Origin of the sequence: Caulifigura coniformis (genome assembly GCF_007745175.1) — a bacterium.
In the GTDB taxonomy this organism is placed as follows: Bacteria; Planctomycetota; Planctomycetia; order Planctomycetales; family Planctomycetaceae; genus Caulifigura; species Caulifigura coniformis.
In genome coordinates, this window is the sequence record NZ_CP036271.1 from 5,761,086 (window position 1) to 5,778,100 (window position 17,015).

Genomic DNA, 17,015 nt, shown 5'->3' on the forward strand with positions numbered 1-17,015 from the left:
CGAACGTGGACCTTCACCTGGAGGAGGCAAGGTCATGGCGAGGAAAAGGTTTGGCGCCGAGCAGATCATCCCGAAGCTCCGAGAAGCCGAGGTCGAGATCGCTCAGGGAGCCACGGTGGCAGCGGCGGCCAAGAAGATCGGTGTCACCGAGCAGACGTACTACCGCTGGAAGAAAGAGTACGGCGGTCTGAAGATGGACCAGGCGAAGCGGCTCAAGGAACTGGAGAAGGAGAACGCCCGCCTGAAGCGGCTCCTGGCCGACGCTGAGTTGGACAAGGCGATCCTGCGGGAGGCTGCCTCGGGAAACTTCTGAGCCCGGCGAAGCGGCGCCAGGCGGTGACCTACGTCCGCAATTCGCTGGGCCCGGAGAACATCTCAGAGCGTCGGGCCTGTCGTGTACTGGGCCAGTTCCGATCCACCCAACGCCGCCAGGCCCACGTTCCTGACGAAGAACCCCGCCTGATCCGGGACATGGTGGCCCTGGCCACTCAGTACGGTCGTTACGGCTATCGCCGGGTGACGGCCTTGCTCCGGAGGGATGGATGGAAGGTGAACCACAAGCGGGTCGAGCGTCTGTGGCGGCAGGAAGGCCTGAAGGTCCCCAAACGGCAGCCAAAACGAAAGCGACTGTGGTTCAACGATGGATCGTGTGTCCGGCTGCGGCCGGCGCATCGGGATCACGTCTGGAGCTACGACTTCGTGCAGACGAGGACGCACGACGGGAGGCCGGTCCGGATGCTGACGGTGATTGACGAGTTCACCCGGGAGTGCCTGGCGATCGATGTAGCCCGGAGACTGACCAGCGAGGACGTCTTGGAGCGTCTCAGCGATCTGTTCGTCCGGAGAGGTGTTCCGAGGCACATCCGGTCGGACAACGGCCCGGAGTTCACGGCCATCGCTGTTCAGGATTGGCTCAGGAGAGTTCGCGTGAAGACATTGTTTATCGAACCAGGCAGTCCTTGGGAGAACGGCTACGTGGAGTCGTTCAACGGCAAGCTCAGAGATGAGCTGCTTGAACGGGAAGTCTTTGAGACGTTGCTGGAGGCGAAGGTGCTGATCGAGCGCTGGCGTGTGGAATACAACACGATCAGGCCGCACAGCTCCTTGGGGTATCGTCCCCCGGCCCCGGAGGTGCGCCCGCTGCAGAGGCCTGCTTCCGCTGCGCTCCAGCAGGCCTCTGCAGCGGTTCCTTTGACAGGCGAGTCTTTAACTTAGAGGGTGGTAGTGTCCCCGGGGGCAAGTCAGTGAGCTTCCGGTTTAGACCTGCATCCGTGATGACTGCCGTAAAGCACGACTTGCCCAGGTCGTTTGCGTACTCGTATTCCAACTGGACGTAGCTCTTCCCACTGAGCGGTTCGACGCTGCCGTAGCGTCCGCCAAGGATCAGAAAGAAGGCGTCAGACTCGCGAATCCACCGCTTGATGACTTCGAGCTGCGTCTGATCTCCCGACGCGAACAACTCCATCCCGGCAGGGATGTGTCCGGCCATCAGGATCGCCTGGACGGCAGCCTGCCGCTCTTCCGTCATGTCCAAATATGTAGAAGAGACGAAGACCTGCAACTTCTTTCCCGCCATGCGCGTGCCCTTTGTCGGAGTATGCCCACTCCGCTCACTTCTTTCTCGTTAGCCGGGACTCAGCTCCGCTGCCCGGTCCCCGCAGCAAGATCGCGTCCGCCCCGACCTCTGCGATCTTGAACGGGACGTGTTCGTTGGTGACCACCGGAGTGTCGCTGACCCAGTCCCACAATTGCGCCACGGCTATCGCGACGTGGCCGGGGCTGCCTTTCTCACCCAGCATCAGCAAGTCGCCGTCGACACGCCATCGCAGGTAGTAAAGCGACTGGCCTGTATCGACTTCGCGGACGAGAGCGATTCCAGAGCGGCGAAATTCAATGTCGTCCGTAGGCCGCTGGTCAGCCGGTCCCTGTAATGTCCAGCGCCCTACGAACCTGGCGTCAGCTCGCGGCCATAGGAACCAGCCCACAACGAGCAATGCGAGGATCAGGGAGACGAACTTCCGGCGCTTGGACATGGTCAAGCGGTCCGCTGTGCCGGCTGGCGATGCCTGTGCCACACCGTGAGCATGTAGAACGTCCACAGCAGGCCGATCGCCACGAAGGGCAGGCCCATTCCGCTGGCGGACGCCAGGACTGTCGACAGCATGGAACAGCAAATGGCAACAAGACGCAGGCGTTGTTGCAGAACAAAAATGTCATCCATGAGATCGAAGCAAACTCCGTCAGCAACTCGGGTCGAACTGCCGCGCGCACTCGGCAGACGAGTTCTAACGCCGTGCGACGAGGCGGGGAAGGTACGCCCGGTCTCCCGTAGCACACGGCCCGCCTCGACGTCGTGTACGGTTTCACCTCGATGTCCGACTGCCCGCCTCATACGGCTCCTACATCTTTTTCTGCTTCGTGCTGGCTGTGCTGATGGTGGGGCACGCGCTCCTCTTCGGTGCCATCATGTCGGACGTTCTCGATGGAAAAGAATCGCGAGCGGACAGACCTCCCCAGATTTCACCCTTCCATTAGCCTGCATGCCTCTGCAACGCTGTGCTGGGGTTAGCAATTTAGGGGCGAGCAAACCGTGATTCAGTGGAAGGGGCAGACGCCGAAATGGCTTACCGAGGAGCCTGGTTCGCTTGCATGGCTGGGCGGCATGTCCTTCGCACAACTCGCCATCTTGGGCGGAGGAATGCTCGTTGTAGTCCTAGTGTGGGCCGGCGCATTGAGCACGATTCTCCTGGCACTCGGCGTCGCGAACAAACTAGCCCTAGTGATCTCATTGATCGCGGCAGCTGCCCTGTTCGCCGGAGTATGGTGGCGGAAACAACCAGCTTCGTTGCCGATCTTTCCCGCGGGCCGAGTCGACCCGGCTGCGAGCACGACTGAATGCGAAGTCACTGAGATTGTCGAAATCAGTGAGGTCACGGACCTTGACGACTTCGGACCGGGGTTTGTGTTTCGCACGACTTCCGGCGACTCGCTCTTTATTTGTGGGCCAGAGATTGAAGAGCTAGGCGGCAAGGTTGCGACCACGTCATTGCGTGTGGTGGTCAGCACCCTTTCACCTGACGTTGTCTCGATCGAAGTGACCGGCTCACCACTGGCCGTATCGAGTGACGTCGAACTCGAGACTCTGCCACTCAAATGGTGGTGCTCGTTCTGGGTTTTCCGAGACGACGGCTAAAGCCCACAGTTGCCACCAGCACATCGCCCTCACTCAGCTGTCGGATACGGCCCGACAAGTTCATCGACCTTCTGCCAGTCCGTGATGGCGTCGACGACAGACCAAATACGTTTTGATCTCCGGAAGTATCCAATGTCACGAAGCACTCCACCGACACCGATTCCGATGGCGAAGTAGCCCGCTTCTGGCAGTCTGGGAACGACCACGGCGAATGCGGCCAGCATTATCAGTCCCAAGACCGTCCACGGTCGAACCATGAGTAATGCGAAGTCCGTGAACCGCATCCCCAAGAGGTGTCGCTTCTGGTACGCCCTGAGCACTCGGTGAGTCTGATCGTCGACGTTCATCCGGCTTCCTGTCGTCTGTGCCAAAGTAGCCCTGATCGACCGCTAATGCGTCAAGCTTGACGATAGCAGCGATACGTAAAAACCCATCGACAGGATCTTCTGACTCCCCAGTCTCCCGGACTGGGACACGGGGATTCTTAAGGGGGAGCAGTCCGGTCCGGTTGCGATGTCGAAAACGTCTTAAGGCTACTGGGGAAGGCCACTTGCGACACAAAAGTGCCAAAAAGGCATGGAATCTTTCGGCAAGGCGATTGACAAAATGGCATCCGGTGTGTATGCTACCCCTAGGGGCATAAAGCCCGGTTTTCGTTACCTAGACAGGGAGGTTGAGTGTCAAAAGAGTGGGATGAGTTTCTCAGAGGGTTGTACGAGTCACGGACTGACCAGCTAGTCAGCGTGCTCAATCAGGGGCCTCGGACGCGAACTCAGATCGGCTACGCGACCGGGTGGTCACCTAAGACGATCAACAAGGCACTGGCACGGGCTGCCGCTGCGGGATTGGTCGAAGAATCAATGGAACTGAAGGGGCCAAAGGGCTGTCCTGTGTTCCAAGTCCCAACCGAGCGAGCTGTCGCGTCCACGTGACGACTGAGTCACCGCCGTCTGACGACGGCTTCGCGAGCTTTACACTTACTGAGCTGCTAGCAGAACCGATCGAACAGGATTATCTGGTCGACGGAATCCTCGCTGCCGGTGCTGAAGCCGTCTTGGGCGGAGCGAAAAAGTGCCTCAAGACGACGATCGGCGTTGATCTTGCGATCAGTCTCGGAACGGCGACACCGTTCTTGGGCCAGTTCGCCGTAAGCCGGCCCCGTCGTGTCGGAATGATGTCCGGTGAGTCTGGACGACTGGTTATCACGAAGGCGGCGGATCGCATTGCACGCTCGAAGGGCATAAACAGCCTGGCCGAATGTGACGTTCGGTGGTGTTTCGACCTGCCTAACCTGACGGACGCCGAGTCGTTGACTCGGCTGCGGCGTTTCGTCGAACGGTGGAACCTCGAAGCACTCATCGTTGATCCGGCCTACCTGGCCCTCCCGATGAGTTCGTCGACTGCCGGTTGCTTCTTCTCCGTGGGCGGACACCTCCGCCAATCGCTGACGAAGCTTCGTCAGGACACGGGTGTTACTCCACTTCTCTCACACCATGCCAAGGATACCGGTCGATCGTGTCGCAGGCCGATCCTCTCGGACCTCATGTGGGCTGGTTTTGCCGAGTGGGCCAGACAGTGGATTCTGCTGAGTCGGAGAAAGCTCTATAGCCCCCAACGACCGACGCATCACGACTTGTACCTACAGGTCGGAAGCCCGATCGGCCACAGCTCGGCCTGGTCACTCGAAATCGAGGACTCCGTCTTCGAGTCGAAATGGAGTGTCGGGGTTGCTGCGGACGATGGCCCGCAGCAGCGGCTAGAGAAGGGTGAGGTGACGACCAGCGTGAATCCGATTGTCCCAGCGGCGTCGGCACTTGACTCCCTGATTCTGAGTCATGTTCCCGAAGGTGAAGAGGGCCTGGCAGCATCCGCGATCGCCTCGAACGCGGGTCGCAACAACAGTTCGACGAAGAAGGCGCTCGACCGCCTTTTTGATGAAGGCAAAGTTCGACGCCTCGACGGCAAACGTGGTCACGTCTATGTGAGGGCATCTGCGTGACCTAACCCGGATGCGTGCGATCTTTGAGACCTACGCCGGCAACCCGGCCCACACGCTGCCGAAGCACGATGCAACGGAGCGACTTTTCACACACGGAAGGAACCTAGTTTTGGCTTTGCCATCAACCCCCTTTTCTGCTGACAGTTTTAATTGCATTCACGACGACATCCCGAAGGTCGTCCTATACATCCTCAAACACGAGCAGCTTCACCGCCAATTGAACGAATCACGTCGCGAGTTGCGGACGCTCCAAGAAAACGCGCCGCCTTCTAACGACGCAATCTTGGCGGCGATGCTCGATGGTCTAGGAGCGCCCACCGACAGGCTGACCGATAGTCAGCGACGCGAGGCCCTGAAGCCGATCGTCGCCAAGTACGCGGACAGCTTCAAACATCTCGGTGCGGGGCGCAGGATGAAGCAAGACGGGGCCTCACCGCTCTTACAGGCGCTCTACGTCACGAACGCTGCCGATCAGCTCCGTGCGGACTTCGCTGCGATGAACCGGGCGGACGACGCACCGGCGCATCGGGAGAAGATCGACGACGCCACGAAGCGTATCGCGAAGGTCGAGAAGCAGATTGCTGACCATGTCGCTTTCAGCCTGTTGAACTTCCGCGCAGGGCAATTGCCGACGATGTTCCGGGGCACACCTCGCCACGGTCTGGCGTCTCAGTTTGCGATGCGGAGCGATACGGACAATTGTGCTATCGGAGTGCGGATCTTGGAGGACTTCGCCAAGACCTGGCGGACGGTTGCCGGCCATCACCCCGAAGAAGTGACCGTGCATGGTGTCGCGATCTCCAGTCTGCCCCCGGCGCGTCGCGTGGTGTGGCGGAAGGCGTATGAGCTGATGAACCTGGAACCTGCTACGCGGAAGCCGTTGTATCAGCCTCGCTGCGAGCCGAAGACTGCGGGAGACAAGGCCTACAAAGCACACGTCTGGGGGGCGCTCTGATGAGTCCTAAGCACGCACAGCCAGTAGGCAAGTCCACCATCTACCTACAGGCGACCATTGGAGGGAAGCTAACAACCTTCGGCCTCAACCTCGACCCGGACGACCCACCCGAAGAGGCCATCGGCGTGTTGTTCACCAAACTGCTTGGTGAGGTCTTCGAACAAGACGGCATCGACATCGCCATCGCGACCGCCTGCGGGCATCGGATGGAGACAAGACCAAGCGTGGCTGAACTAGGTGCCGCCTAAGCGGAAGAAGACGGACGAGGAGCTGTCGGTTCGAGTCGGCAACTCTCTTCTGTCCCCACACGATGTCCGGAGGATGCGTTGTCGGATCGGGATGCATCTGAAGGACGTGGCGGAAGAACTGAACGTCAGCCGTCAGCTTGTCAGCTCGTGGGAGGCGGGGACACGCCCCATTGCGGATAAGCACGCGGCGCGGTTGTACACGATCCACAAGCAGTGCCTCGAAGACGAGTATCGGCCGTTGCAGAAGAGAGACCCGCGGCTACGGCGTGAGATGAGGTCGCTTTGAGCTGTAGACGGCATAGCCCGGAAGTGGCCGACTAACGTAATGGATGTTTTCACGGCCCTGGCGGGCATCGCGTCGCCAGGGCCATTTTCGTTTCATCAGTTCCACGGAAGGAAGCATGGAAGCACTGTTAGAGAAGGCGGAAGTCTGCAAGGCACTTCGGTGCAGCGAATCGCACATCGATCGAGAGCGAAGGGCCGGTAGGCTCGTCAGCGTCCGACTCGGGCGACGTGTGTTGTTTGAGCCGGAGGAGCTTCGGAGGTACGTTGCGGCTCAACGTGAACTGGCTACTGGAGAGTTGAGCTAATGGCGTCTGTCACGAAGAGATCGAATGGCATCCGGCGAATTCTGTTCTTCGACAAGAATCGCAAACGCCAGACGCTCTACGTCGGACGGGTGACGGCGAAGGCCGCAGACGCGATCAAGTACCGGGTCGAGTCGCTGCTGACAGCTCAGCTCATGGGCGTCCAACCGGACACGGCAACTGCCGAATGGGTGAAGGGTGTCGGTAATGAGTTCGCGGAGAGGCTGGCCACTCTCGGTCTGATCCCTTCGCGTGAAAGCTCCGAACCGGCAACGCTCGGCACGTTTCTCGATACCTACGTCGAGATGCGGACGGACGTGAAGCCCGACACCAAGGTCGTCTGGAGTCACACGCAACGAAACCTCATCGCGCACTTTGGGCCGCGGAAGGTTCTCACAGACATCACGGAGGGGGATGCCGACGAGTTCAAGCTGTTCCTCCTCGACCAAGGGCTGGCTCAAGCGACCGTCCACAAGCGGCTCCAGATCGCGCGCCAGTTCTTCCGGACGGCGAAGCGGAAGAAGCTGTGCCAGAGCAATCCCTTTGACGAGGTGAGCGCCCCTGCGGTGACAGATAAGCGGCGGCGTCGGTTCGTTGAACGGTCGGCTATCGACGAGGTTCTGGAGGAGTGCTCTCCCGAGTGGCGTCTGATCGTCGTCCTCGCCCGTTATGCCGGGCTGCGGTGTCCCTCCGAAGTCCTGTCCCTCAAGTTTGAGGACATCAACTTCCGGACCGGCCGTATGGTCATTACCTCGCCGAAGACCGAGCACCACGAAGGCAAGGAGTTTCGGGTCTGTCCGATTTTCCCTGAGGTCCGTCCGGAGCTGGAGAGGGCGTTCGAGAACGCTCCAGAGGGGGCGGTCTACGTCTTGGAGGCCTACCGAGCGAGGTCGTTCAAGCGGGCGAGCTGGAAGAGCACGAACCTGAGGACGCAGCTACTGCGGATTCTGAAGCGTGCTGGCGTCGACCCGTGGCCCAAACTGTTCCAGGGAATGAGGGCGAGCTGTGAGACGGAATTGCTCCAGAGGTTTCCGGAACACGTCGTCGCAGCCTGGCTAGGGCACAGTGTTCGAGTGCAGCAAGAGCACTATGCGATGGTCCGGGACGAGGACTTCGCGGCGGCATCAGAGGCAACGCAGAATCCAACGCAGTCTGGAGCGGTCAGCGGTCTTCCTGCGTTGTCTGGAGGTCAGGCAACGCACGAGCCATCCCTAAGAATCCTAGGGAAACACGCTGAATTGCAGCGTTTCAGCAGGAGAAAAGTGGGCGTTACAGGATTCGAACCTGTGACCTCTTCCGTGTGAAGGAAGCGCTCTAACCAACTGAGCCAAACGCCCTTGAGGCAATTTTTCTTCGCTTCCCGCAGGTTGGCCTGCAGGAAAACCGGCCATGCGGCCGTTCGGGGATTGTCGCGAGATTGCAGAGCATTTCAAGCTCGTTCGCGGAAATGTCAGGCGGCGTCATTGTCGCGGCTGGCGGTGATCCCGTTTGACCGTCATCGCCGCTGTTTGTGGCGCGGTCCTCACCCATCTGCGGCCCGTGTTCGGGAGTTTCGATTGCCGGGAGAGCCCCCGGCACAGAACATTTCGCCGGTTCGTCTCTCTGTGACCTATGTTTTCAGAGGCACTGCGGCGGAGACTGCCTTGTTCCCGGAACTGTGGAAATGAACGGTGGAGATGGAGTGGAATGGTCCGCCACCTGCCAGACGGACAGGATGGCCTCAGGTGGTCGTCGTGACATGATCATGAAGGCCCCCATGTCCTGGATGGATTGCGTCCGATCTCCTTTGATGGCCGATGAGTCGGCTCTGGCTGGGCGCGGGGGTGCGGCCGGTGGGCCCTCTCTTCGTCGGACTCGAGAATGAATTTGCCCTCTTCTTCACCACAGAACAGTCCGCGGCGTCGGGGTCTGATTGCGATTGCGATTCTGGCCGTCGGTGTGGGCTGGTGGTATTGGCCCCGCGCGGGTGATCAGCGCGTCGTCGGGACCTGGCACACCTTCCAGGGCGGGAATCCCGCTCCGTATGTGCTCCGGTTCCAGGCCAATGGCACGGGGACTTACGATCCGCCGCCGAACTCGCTGGGCGAGAAGAGCTTCGGAGGTCGCAAGTCTCGTTTCCAGTGGCGTGTGTCGCACAACCGGCTGAGTATCCAGGGCTGGAAGCGCGGCTTTCTCAACGATGCGCTGAACTCCCTGCTGATGACGGTCACCGGGCGGACCTGCATTGTGAAGGACAGCCGGCTGGAACTCGTCGTGGTGGAGAAAGACCAGCTCCGTTACCGGGATGAGCACGGCGTGCTGCAGGCCTGGACGCATCCTGCCCTGTGACTCTCGCGGTGTCGTGGGCGGGGGGGCGTTGCCGTAGGACGCATTGCGGGAGTGGAAGGCCCCGGATGGGCCGTGCGGTGAAATAGGCCGGGCAAATTGCCGCACCCCGGCCGGTTGTGTCGATTGTGTCGACGGCGTCATGGGGGCTGTGCGGGGGAGTGCGGGAATTCCTGCCGCAGCGCATTCTCGGGCCAAGCTAGATTTTTTTGTGCCTATTGAACCTGCCTCATTTGCGCGACTGCCGTCGCTTCCCGCCGTCGCGGTGAAGCTCCTGCAGCTTTTCTCGAACCCCGATGTGTCGCTCGGGGCGGTGGCTGATGTGCTGCGCCCCGATCCGGCGCTCACGGCCCGTCTGCTGCGAGCGGCGAGCTCGGCCGAGTTTGGCGTTGGCCGACCGCTGACCGACACGCGACGGGCGGTCCAGATGCTGGGGACTCGCCGGGTCACGTCGCTCGCGCTGTCGTTTCTTCTCAGCGACGATGCAACGCGGCCCGGGCCAGTCGGTGAGCAGTATCGCGAAATCTGGATCCGCTGCGTCGTGCAGGCCGTCGCGATGGAACTGCTGGCAGCCCGCCGGGCGCGTGGAGCGGAATCGGAGCACTTCACGGTCGGCCTGCTCCTGGAGATCGGCGCGCTTGCGTTGCTGAGGTCGTCGCCCGATGAATTCCTGAAGGCTTCGGCGGCGGCGTGGGCGCAGCCGGAGCGCCGGGAGCAGATCGAGGCGGAGATCATCGGGTGCACGCAGTCGGACGTGACGGTGGCGCTGTTTCGTCACTGGCGACTGCCGACGATGATGACCGAAGCGGTGCGGCTGCGCCGGGGAACGATCATCGATTTGTCCCAGTCGACATCCGCCTCGCACCGCGTCCTCATCGAGGGGGCCGCGATGGCGACCTGGGTGGGGGACTATTTCTGCACAGGCGACACGGGCAATGCGCTGATCCGCTGCCTGGAGCTGGGAGAGATGCTCTTCCGGATGGGCGTTTCGGATGTTCGCGGGCTCTTAAGTGACGTCCACGCCAAGGTGCTGGCCGGGGCGACCCTCTTCAACACGGATCTGTCGCGAATGGAATCGCCCGACGCACTCATGGAACGTGCGAAAACGCAGATGGCCGAGCTACTGAGCCGCCTGCAGGAGGCGCAGGGTGAGCACGTTGCCGAAGCGGGTATGCTCGAAGAACACGAGCCGCAGCGTCGGGCCGCACGGCTGATGGCGGCGCTGGCGAACTGAACTCAACGGCCAACTGATCTCAACACCGTCTCGATCGGTCCGCCCGCGGTCGCGCGGGCCTGGCAAGGAGACGCCGGCAAGGAGCGCCCACCAGCGGCGTTCCGACATCCGCGAGGAAGAAAGTACACCCGGAGGGATTCGAACCCCCAACCCTCGGTTCCGAAGACCGATGCTCTATCCGTTGAGCTACAGGTGCATGTGACGCGTCACGCCTCTTGAGACATCGCAGGCGGGCGACGCGTTCGGAGTATCACCGCTTTCCCGGCGATCGGCAAGGGGATGGAAACGTGTCCCCGGAGCAATCAACCGGAAGCCAGTTCGATCCGCCGCATCTCGAGGACTTCACCGGCCGAGGCGGGGCGGATGCGAATCGTGTCGCGATCGATCTCGAGGACGCGCCATTCCTCAGCCCAGATGATCCACAGCCGCCAGCCGAAGGTCGTCTGAAGCCAGCCCTGCGCGCGAAAGAGAAGTGCGGGCGGGGAGCCGGGATTCCCATATCCGATTGTCAGAATCTCGTTATTCACCTCCCATTTGCACCGTGTCGACTTGCCGTTGGCGAGGTGTGTACACCACCCGCCCCCGTTCCGGTGCAGGCGCATGAGGAAGGACGGTTGATCGCGATTTGCCCGATAAAGTCCCCAGTCGCCAACGAAACGCTCATCGCCACGCGGCCAGTTCCACCAGATTGCGACCGCGATCGTGACGATCAACCCGGCGGCCTGGCGGCGCCTCCGCCGCCGTCGGATGTTCTGATCGAGTTCCGCGCTGGAGTCGAGTGGAAGCACGGCCGGTTTCATGGCTGCCAGGACGGTGCGGGCGGGCATGGTTCCGGTCTTACGTCGCGCTTCGCGCCACTGCTGGCGCGCGAACTGATCGCCCGCCTGTGTGTCAAAAGTTTTGGCGTCGGTTGCTCTTGTGGCCGCGCCCGACTTAATTAGACTTCGCGCGAGGCCGTCGCGAGGGCGACTTGCCGGCCGCATTACCCGGTGGTGTAACGGTAGCACAACAGATTTTGGTTCTGTTTGTCGAGGTTCAAATCCTCGCCGGGTAACTCGAGAACGTTTCAGCCTGCGGGCTGCTCCGAGATCGCGAATCTGCTTAATTCTCAGGTGGCAGGCGGAAGCCTGAAGTCCGACCGGCGTCGTCATGCGGGCAGTGGTTCAGCGAGTGTCGTCTGCGAGCGTCACCGTGGCGGGCGAGGTGACCGGCCAGATCGGGCGCGGGTACCTGGTCCTCCTCGGGATCGCGAATGACGATCGACAGGATGATCTGATTTACCTGGCCCAGAAAGTGATCGGCCTGCGTATCTTCGAAGACGCCGACGGCAAAATGAACCTGTCACTGGCGGATGTTGGCGGAGCGATGCTTGTGGTCAGCCAGTTCACCCTCTATGGCGACTGTCGCAAAGGTCGCCGGCCGAGTTTCATTGAGGCCGCCCGCCCGGAAGTGGCGGAGCCGCTGTATCGGAGTTTTGTCGCGGAAGTTCGCGGGCAGGGCATCACCGTCGAGACGGGGCGATTCCAGACAGAAATGCAGGTGTCGCTCGTGAACGACGGACCGGTCACGATCCTGGTGGACAGCCGCAAGCAATTCTGAAGCGGAGGGGGCAATGGCCAGCGTCTGCTTGAGGTCGCCATTCTCGATCGGCCTGATTCTCCCCCGTCGTCCGGAAGGTCGTCGCCAGCGGGCCTGCCTGCCCAGGCGACTGGCGCTCACAATGGTCTTTGGGACTCTCAGTTGCGGACTGGTCGGTTGCGGCGGGAAAGAGGAGGGTGTGTTGCTGGTCAGCGACTCGGTGTCCGCGCCGGCCATCCTTCGGAGCGAGGCCGAGCAGGTGGTCATCCCCGTTCGCATTGATGCGCCTCTGCGGTTCGAGAATCGTGGGAGTCAGGAACAGCTGCTTGGAGTCTCCGCGACCGGATGTTCGTGCTACGGAATTGCCACGGAGCAGTTCGTTCTTCATCCGCAGGAGAAGGTCGCACTCCCGGCGGGAGGGGGGAAGGACCTGTTCTTCATGGTCAAGCTTCTCGAAGGAGACGGTGACGTCTCATTTCGGGTCGGCTTTCAGGTTCAGGGGGACGTGGGGCAGGGGGGGGCTGGCGAGACCGGTGAGTTTCGAGCCAGCTGCACCATGAAAATCCTGCCCGATCTGGACCTCGAACCGGGCGTTCTCGCGATCGACCTCCCCCGCGGTGACGCGCCGGCCGACACGGGGAAGTACCCGGTTGTGCTCAAACGGGTGACCCGCGGGAAGCCGGCCAGCCTCACGCCTCCGGAATTCTCCATCGAGCCGGCGGTGCTCAAGGCTGAACCCTGTCGCATGGAAGGAGCCGCGGAGGAAGTGGAGCCGGGCCTCTGGCGGTCCGTCTGGACGACATCGGTGACTCTCGGCTCATTGCCGGATGACGTCCGGGAGAACGGTGGAAAGTTCACCTATGTCCTGGAATTCCCGGACGACGACGAAGGGAGAATCGTCCTTCCCGGCCGCCGCCCGGAAACTGGCAAGCTGCCGACACTTCTGGAGGTTGTTCGCGATGCGCCTGAGCGTCGCGTTGCCGGCCAGTTCCTCCTGAGGCGTTCACGCGGCGTCGTGGCGCCGGCCCAGGTTCATTTTGGCGCTCTTTCCCTGGGGGCCGAGCCGCGGACGCGGAGGATTGTGCTGACGGCTGCGGATCAGGAGCCGTTTGTCGTGACGGTGGAGGGGGCGCTGCCGCAGGTCGAAGCCGCGCCAGATTCCCAGGAGCCGGCGTCCCAGCAGTGGGTGACCGTGACGTTCAATCCTTCGGTCATGGGGGCGTATGAGGAGCCATTGCTGCTGAAGACCACGCATCCCGATGATCCGGAAGTGCAGGTCGTCGTGAAGGCCCGGGTGAACTGACCGGCGTCGGGAAACAATCGGCACAACCTCGGCTCGCGGGTTCCTGAAGGTGAGAAAGCCCGGTGGGGCATTGGGTCTCGGTTGTCGCCAGCGTCCGCGATTGACAAGATTCCGCGACCGCGCGGGGACTTCTGACTTCGCGCGGTCATCACTCGTTCCGCGTGTTCTGCGCTCCGGATCCCGTATGACCGAGCCGAAGAAGCTGACAACGGCTGAGATCCTCGCATTGGCTCGCCAGAAGAAGGCGGCTGAAAGCGAAGCGGCCCCGGCCCCCGTTGAAACGCCTGCGGCTCCAACCGAGTCGACGCCTGCGGAGCCGGCTGCTGCCGCAGAAGCTCCCGCTGCTCCTTCGGAAAAACCAAAACCCAAGTCGACGGCCGATATTCTCGCGGCGGCGCGGGCTGCCAAGGCTCCTGCCGCTGGCGGTGAGGCGGCCAAGCCGAAATCGACTTCCGACATCCTTGCAGCGGCCCGCGCGGCGGGAGGCTCCGCCGGGGCTGCGAAACCGACATCCACCGCCGACATTCTCGCCGCCGCCCGTGCGGGAAAAGCCGTCTCGGGCGCAGCCGCTCAGCCCGCCGCTGCAAAGGCGGCCGGACCGGCCGCCGCCAAGGCCGCTGTGCCAGCCGAGATTGCCTCCCTGCCTGCCGGTGAAAAGCCCTCCGTCGAGCAGATGATGAAGGCCGTCCGGGCTGGAAAGCCAGCCGAGGCCGTCAAGCCGAAGCTTCCCGTCAAAGCTCCGCCGGCGGGCGCGAAGCCGGCCAAGGGCGAATCACGCCGGTCGTTCTTCGACTCGCTTTTGTCGCCGTTCTACCTCGGATTCGGCATTCTCGCGGCATGGGGCGGCCTGAGCGGCCTTGCCATGGCCCGGTTCATGATGCCGAACACGGTGCTCGAGCTGCCGAGCCGCTTCAAGGTCGGTTCGACCGGCGATTACCCGCTCGGAACGGTCTCCGAGAAGTACAAGGCCAGCCGCGGCGTGTGGATTGTCCACACCGACAGCTATGACGGCCGGAATATTCTTTACGCTCTTTCGTCGGTCTGTACCCACCTGGGCTGCACCCCCAACTGGCTGGATGCAGAACAGAAATTCAAGTGTCCCTGCCACGGATCGGGCTTCTACATCAACGGCATCAACTTCGAGGGGCCGGCCCCTCGTCCGCTGGAGCGTGTCGGCCTCCGGGTGGCGGAAGACGGCCAGCTGGAAGTGGACAAGAGCGTGAAGTTCCAGGAAGAGCTCGGGCAATGGAGCGACGAGAAGTCGTTCGTGCAGATTGTGTGACGGTGCGGCTGGATTGGTCCCGATGGCGTCGTCATCTGGCTTTACACAACCCTGAATCCTGACCCTGAATCCCCGCGACATGTCGGTCGGCGAATACATCCGAGAATCGCAGATCTGGAAGAGTATCTTCCGGCATCCCGCGCCCTACGACCGCCGAAACCGCGCGGTCGTGATGCTCACTAACTTCTTCCTGCACCTGCATCCAGTCTCGGTGCAGCAGGGAGGCATCGCCCTTTCCTACACCTGGTGCATGGGCGGCGTCACGTTCTTCCTCTTTCTTGTGGAAGCGCTGACGGGCGTCCTCCTGATGTTTTACTACCGGCCGACGCTGGAATGGGCCTTCACGGACATCCGCGCCCTCCGCGACGTGACGACCCTCGGCATCATGCGCGAGATTCATCGCTGGGGGGCCCACGCGATGGTCATCACGGTCTGGCTGCATATGTACCGCGTGTTTCTCACCGGCAGTTACAAGCCGCCGCGTGAGTTCAACTGGGTGATCGGCGTGCTGCTGCTGGTGTTGACGCTCCTGCTGTCGTTCACCGGCTACCTGCTCCCCTGGGATCAGCTGGCCATCTGGGCCATTACCGTCGGTTCGAACATGGCCCGCGCCCATCCGGTGCTGGGGCATGAAGGTCCCGGTTTCCAGCTGCTGAACATCGGCGGCTACGACATCATCACCAAGGGGAGCGATGCCCGGTTCCTGCTCCTCGGAGCGGCGAACGTCGGTGAAGAAACCCTGAACCGGTTTTACATCCTGCACTGCGTGGCGATCCCCGTCGTGGTGTCGCTGCTGATTGCGATCCACTTCTGGCGCGTCCGGAAGGACGGCGGAATCAGCCAGCCTTTGTGACTCATGAGTTTTGATCCCCGCGACGCCGTCGCGGGGTTATGTGTTGCCCGATTGACCCCTGTCTGAAGCCATGGAATCCCATACCCCCGATCTGACGCGCGGCGTGATCCAGGGCCTGGGGTGGCTCTACCTGCTGCTGTTCGGCATGAATTTCATGTGGACGCTGCGGAGCTACCGGCAGGACGGCCATCTGGAGTCGTTCCTCGGCTTCAAGCACATCCCCAAGTCGATGTTCTGGTCGCTGTATACCGGCTTCCTGCTGGTCATCGCCTCCGTGCATCTCACCATCCGGGCCAGTTCGGCCCAGTCGTTCATCCTCAAGCTGCCGGACTGGTTCAAGAACGGAGTCGACTCCGTCGTCGCCGATCCGCGAATCTATTTTGCCCTCTCGGTACTGGCATTCGGGGTGATGGTCTGGACGCGTCGGTGGTGGACCAAGCCGACCCCCGCGTGGATCCTGCTGAATCTGGCGATCATTTTCGTCGGTCTCAGCATGACCGACTACGACTTCCGCCAAATCGTCGGCAAGCCTGACAACGTGCCGATCGTCGGCATGCTGTTCCTCGGCGGTTTCTTCACCTGGCTGTATTTCAGCCAGGCGGTGGAGAACGACGATCGCCTCGCCGCCGGCAAGCCGCTGAAGGAAAAGGAACTCAGTCAGCAGGTGCTGGTGTGGCCCGATCTGGTCTACACCGAAATGGTGTGCATGGTGCTCCTGACGGCCCTGCTGATCGTGTGGGGGGTTGCCCTCCAGGCGCCAATCGAAGAGCCGGGTTCAGCGGTGAAAACGCCGAACCCGTCGAAGGCGCCGTGGTACTTCCTGGGCCTCCAGGAAATGCTCGTTTACTACGACCCGTGGATGGCCGGCGTCGTCCTGCCGCTGATCATTCTCGGCGGTCTGATGGCGATCCCCTACATCGACTTCAACCAGAAGGGGAACGGCTACTACTGCTACAACGACCGCAAGTTCGCGGTGAACATTTTCCTGTTCGGCTTCCTGCCCCTGTGGGTCGGAATGATCGTTCTCGGAACGTTTATCCGCGGCCCCAACTGGAACATGTTCGGCGTCTACGAGTACTGGGATGTCCACAAGCTGGAAGTGCTGAACAACATCAATCTGTCGGACAAGGTCTGGATCGACTGGCTGGGGCGATCACTCCCCAAGCCGACGAACGACATGAACGCCCTTCAGGGCATTGGTGCGATCCTGCTGCGTGAATTCCTCGGCATCGCCCTGGTGCTGGGATACCTGCTCGTCCTCCCGCCCCTGATGGCGGTCACAATCTTCCGGAGTATGTACGTCCGGATGGGGTTCGTGCGCTACATGGTGCTCGCGAACCTGATCCTGTTCATGGCGGCCCTGCCGCTCAAGATGCTGCTGCGATGGTTCTTCAACCTGAAGTACATCGTCGCGATTCCAGAGTGGTTCTTTAACATCTGAAGGGCTGAAAGCGCCTC

19 protein-coding genes, 3 tRNA genes and 1 pseudogene are annotated in these 17,015 nt (G+C 61.6%); 16 read left to right on the forward strand and 7 right to left on the reverse strand.

Going from position 1 to position 17,015, the window contains the following annotated elements; genetic code table 11:
• The first annotated feature begins 34 nt into the window (after positions 1-34).
• A protein-coding gene (locus Pan44_RS23180) for an IS3 family transposase (RefSeq protein WP_145028447.1) occupies positions 35-1,215 on the forward strand; the annotation gives its coding sequence in 2 pieces (ribosomal slippage) (positions 35-299 and positions 299-1,215; 1,182 coding nt in all).
• Positions 1,216-1,246: 31 nt separating this feature from the next.
• On the opposite strand, the pseudogene Pan44_RS28395 reads toward Pan44_RS23180, so the two are convergent.
• From Pan44_RS28395 to Pan44_RS28130, 3 genes and pseudogenes are all read right to left on the reverse strand, one after another.
• Positions 1,247-1,576 (reverse strand): annotated as a pseudogene (locus Pan44_RS28395) (DUF4062 domain-containing protein); the annotation flags it as partial.
• Between the two features lie 34 nt (positions 1,577-1,610).
• Complete coding sequence (locus Pan44_RS23190) at positions 1,611-2,033, reverse strand: hypothetical protein (RefSeq protein ID WP_145034148.1); 423 nt, start codon at positions 2,031-2,033, stop codon at positions 1,611-1,613.
• Positions 2,034-2,035: 2 nt separating this feature from the next.
• Entirely contained in the window at positions 2,036-2,164 is a 129-nt protein-coding gene (locus tag Pan44_RS28130) for a hypothetical protein (protein ID WP_261342590.1), read from the reverse strand.
• A 426-nt stretch (positions 2,165-2,590) separates the two neighbouring features.
• Here Pan44_RS28130 and Pan44_RS23195 point away from each other — a divergent pair, with 426 nt between their 5' ends.
• The gene (locus Pan44_RS23195; protein ID WP_145034149.1) at positions 2,591-3,193 is read left to right on the forward strand and encodes a PrgI family protein; all 603 of its coding nucleotides are present in this window, start codon (positions 2,591-2,593) and stop codon (positions 3,191-3,193) included.
• Positions 3,194-3,222: 29 nt separating this feature from the next.
• On the opposite strand, the gene Pan44_RS23200 is transcribed toward Pan44_RS23195, so the two are convergent.
• Positions 3,223-3,540, reverse strand: coding sequence for a hypothetical protein (locus tag Pan44_RS23200; RefSeq protein WP_145034150.1), 318 nt, complete (start codon positions 3,538-3,540; stop codon positions 3,223-3,225).
• Positions 3,541-4,121: 581 nt separating this feature from the next.
• Between Pan44_RS23200 and Pan44_RS23205 the strand changes: the two genes are divergently transcribed.
• The 6 genes from Pan44_RS23205 (at position 4,122) to Pan44_RS28405 (ending at position 8,286) form a co-directional block, all read left to right on the forward strand.
• On the forward strand, positions 4,122-5,192 hold the full coding sequence (locus tag Pan44_RS23205; RefSeq protein ID WP_197453591.1) for an AAA family ATPase: 1,071 nt from the start codon (positions 4,122-4,124) through the stop codon (positions 5,190-5,192).
• Between the two features lie 10 nt (positions 5,193-5,202).
• Entirely contained in the window at positions 5,203-6,147 is a 945-nt protein-coding gene (locus Pan44_RS23210) for a hypothetical protein (protein WP_145034152.1), read from the forward strand.
• Positions 6,147-6,395 (forward strand): hypothetical protein, encoded by a 249-nt coding sequence (locus tag Pan44_RS23215; RefSeq protein ID WP_145034153.1) that lies wholly within the window; start codon positions 6,147-6,149, stop codon positions 6,393-6,395. Before Pan44_RS23210 ends, Pan44_RS23215 begins: the two co-directional genes overlap by 1 nt.
• 73 nt (positions 6,396-6,468) lie before the next feature.
• Positions 6,469-6,681 (forward strand): helix-turn-helix domain-containing protein, encoded by a 213-nt coding sequence (locus tag Pan44_RS23220; RefSeq protein WP_145034154.1) that lies wholly within the window; start codon positions 6,469-6,471, stop codon positions 6,679-6,681.
• A gap of 115 nt (positions 6,682-6,796) precedes the next feature.
• Entirely contained in the window at positions 6,797-6,985 is a 189-nt protein-coding gene (locus Pan44_RS28400) for a helix-turn-helix domain-containing protein (RefSeq protein ID WP_197453592.1), read from the forward strand.
• A 152-nt stretch (positions 6,986-7,137) separates the two neighbouring features.
• Positions 7,138-8,286 (forward strand): tyrosine-type recombinase/integrase, encoded by a 1,149-nt coding sequence (locus Pan44_RS28405; protein WP_390620654.1) that lies wholly within the window; start codon positions 7,138-7,140, stop codon positions 8,284-8,286.
• Here Pan44_RS28405 and Pan44_RS23235 read toward each other — a convergent pair.
• A tRNA-Val gene (locus Pan44_RS23235) sits at positions 8,246-8,319 on the reverse strand. The genes Pan44_RS28405 and Pan44_RS23235 overlap by 41 nt on opposite strands.
• 523 nt (positions 8,320-8,842) lie before the next feature.
• Between Pan44_RS23235 and Pan44_RS23240 the strand changes: the two genes are divergently transcribed.
• Both Pan44_RS23240 and Pan44_RS23245 read left to right on the forward strand, forming a co-directional pair.
• Positions 8,843-9,310: a hypothetical protein gene (locus Pan44_RS23240; protein ID WP_145034156.1), complete on the forward strand. Its 468-nt coding sequence runs from the start codon at positions 8,843-8,845 to the stop codon at positions 9,308-9,310.
• 208 nt (positions 9,311-9,518) lie between these two features.
• Entirely contained in the window at positions 9,519-10,541 is a 1,023-nt protein-coding gene (locus Pan44_RS23245) for an HDOD domain-containing protein (protein WP_197453593.1), read from the forward strand.
• Positions 10,542-10,664: 123 nt separating this feature from the next.
• On the opposite strand, the gene Pan44_RS23250 is transcribed toward Pan44_RS23245, so the two are convergent.
• A tRNA-Arg gene (locus tag Pan44_RS23250) sits at positions 10,665-10,737 on the reverse strand.
• Positions 10,738-10,843: 106 nt separating this feature from the next.
• The gene (locus tag Pan44_RS23255) at positions 10,844-11,368 is read right to left on the reverse strand and encodes a hypothetical protein (protein ID WP_145034158.1); all 525 of its coding nucleotides are present in this window, start codon (positions 11,366-11,368) and stop codon (positions 10,844-10,846) included.
• Positions 11,369-11,524: 156 nt separating this feature from the next.
• Between Pan44_RS23255 and Pan44_RS23260 the strand changes: the two genes are divergently transcribed.
• From Pan44_RS23260 to Pan44_RS23285, 6 genes are all read left to right on the forward strand, one after another.
• Positions 11,525-11,595: transfer RNA gene (locus tag Pan44_RS23260), tRNA-Gln, on the forward strand.
• A 95-nt stretch (positions 11,596-11,690) separates the two neighbouring features.
• The gene (gene dtd, locus Pan44_RS23265; protein WP_145034159.1) at positions 11,691-12,140 is read left to right on the forward strand and encodes a D-aminoacyl-tRNA deacylase; all 450 of its coding nucleotides are present in this window, start codon (positions 11,691-11,693) and stop codon (positions 12,138-12,140) included.
• Between the two features lie 13 nt (positions 12,141-12,153).
• Entirely contained in the window at positions 12,154-13,422 is a 1,269-nt protein-coding gene (locus Pan44_RS23270) for a hypothetical protein (protein WP_145034160.1), read from the forward strand.
• A 184-nt stretch (positions 13,423-13,606) separates the two neighbouring features.
• Positions 13,607-14,704: a QcrA and Rieske domain-containing protein gene (locus Pan44_RS27585; protein ID WP_197453594.1), complete on the forward strand. Its 1,098-nt coding sequence runs from the start codon at positions 13,607-13,609 to the stop codon at positions 14,702-14,704.
• 79 nt (positions 14,705-14,783) lie between these two features.
• Entirely contained in the window at positions 14,784-15,557 is a 774-nt protein-coding gene (locus tag Pan44_RS23280) for a cytochrome b N-terminal domain-containing protein (RefSeq protein ID WP_145034161.1), read from the forward strand.
• A gap of 70 nt (positions 15,558-15,627) precedes the next feature.
• The gene (locus Pan44_RS23285) at positions 15,628-16,998 is read left to right on the forward strand and encodes a cytochrome b family protein (RefSeq protein WP_145034162.1); all 1,371 of its coding nucleotides are present in this window, start codon (positions 15,628-15,630) and stop codon (positions 16,996-16,998) included.
• Positions 16,999-17,015 lie beyond the last annotated feature (17 nt).